The organism is Peloplasma aerotolerans (assembly GCF_030012175.1).
Taxonomy (GTDB): Bacteria; Bacillota_I; Bacilli_A; order Acholeplasmatales; family Acholeplasmataceae; genus Peloplasma; species Peloplasma aerotolerans.
Map to the genome: position 1 here is coordinate 1 of NZ_JASCXW010000081.1, position 1,370 is coordinate 1,370.

At 36.9% G+C, this 1,370-nt stretch carries 1 protein-coding gene; it reads left to right on the forward strand.

What is annotated here, in order from left to right; all coding sequences use genetic code 11:
- The first annotated feature begins 110 nt into the window (after positions 1-110).
- Positions 111-1,286: an IS256 family transposase gene (locus QJ521_RS09630; RefSeq protein ID WP_282840269.1), complete on the forward strand. Its 1,176-nt coding sequence runs from the start codon at positions 111-113 to the stop codon at positions 1,284-1,286.
- Positions 1,287-1,370: the final 84 nt, after the last annotated feature.

Sequence of the window (1,370 nt, forward strand, 5' to 3'; positions counted from 1 at the left end):
CATAGCGTAAAATATTTTGTGTAAATGAAAAACTGAATATAATTTAAAAAGGAATCTCACTTTAGTATAATAGAGTTGTCGAAAAACCACTATACAGAAGGAGATCCCTCATGAATGATTTTACAACAGAACTCTTTAAAACGCTACTCGAAGGTAAAGATATTACCGAAATATTTAGACATCATGTCGAATGCGCAGTCAATCAACTGCTTCAATATGAACTTAGAGAATTCCTCGATTATGATAAATATGATCGTAAAGGATTCAATTCAGGTAATAGCCGAAACGGCTATTATGAACGCACCTTGAAGACTCAATACGGTGACTTAATCTTAAAGATACCAAGAGATAGAGCCGGTGAGTTTGAGAATCAGACGTTAACCCCTTATAAGAGACAGAATGACACGGTTGAATCGATGATCATCCATCTCTATTCAAACGGGATGACAACTGAAGAAATATCACGCATCATCGAGAAGATGTATGGCCATCATTATACCAAACAGACGGTATCCAACATCACCGCTGCAGTAGTAGGGGACATCCAAGCATTTAATCATAGAGTATTATCTAAGCGTTATGCAGTCATTTATCTAGATGCTACCTATATACCTGTAAGACGTGATACAGTCACTAAAGAAGCTTTATACTTCGCTTTAGGAATCACACCTGAAGGGTATAAAGAAATCCTTTCATACAGCCTATTTCCGACTGAATCAGCCCATAACTGGGAGATTGTCTTATCAGATCTTAGAGCTAGAGGTATTGAGGATTCCTTGTTATTTGTTACAGACGGTTTAGCGGGTATTAAGGATGCGATATCAAACGTATTCCCTAAGGCTAAACACCAGTCATGCTGGGTTCATCTTGCTAGAAATGTCAGTCATGGTGTGAGAGTTAAAGATCGTTCTGAAGTGTTAAACGATCTGAAGACTGTGTACACTCAAGAGTCGGTGAAAGCTGCTGAAGAAAAGCTTGATACATTCATCCAAACGTGGCATAAGAAATATCCTAAAGTAACAGAAAGATTCAAGAATAATCCATCTCTATTTACCTTTTTGTCTTTCCCTAAAGAGATTAGAGCGTCCATCTATACGACCAATCTGATTGAGGGATTCAATAAACATTTGAAACGTTATACGAAGCGTAAAGAACAGTTTCCCAATGAAGATTCACTCATCAGGTTTATTGGTACATATGCCGGTGACTACAATCAAAGATTCCAAATGAGGATACATAAAGGATTTAGACTAGTCACTGCAGAACTGAATGAAATGTTCAATTAAGCGTCGCGCTCAAAAATCTAAAAGCACTAAAGAGAGTTCTAATACTTTAATTCATTTCATTTACACAAAATTCTTGACACTACC

Excerpts from the sequence above, each read along its gene's own strand:
- QJ521_RS09630 (WP_282840269.1), top strand. The coding sequence starts at position 111 with ATGAATGATTTTACAACAGAACTCTTTAAAACGCTACTCGAAGGTAAA.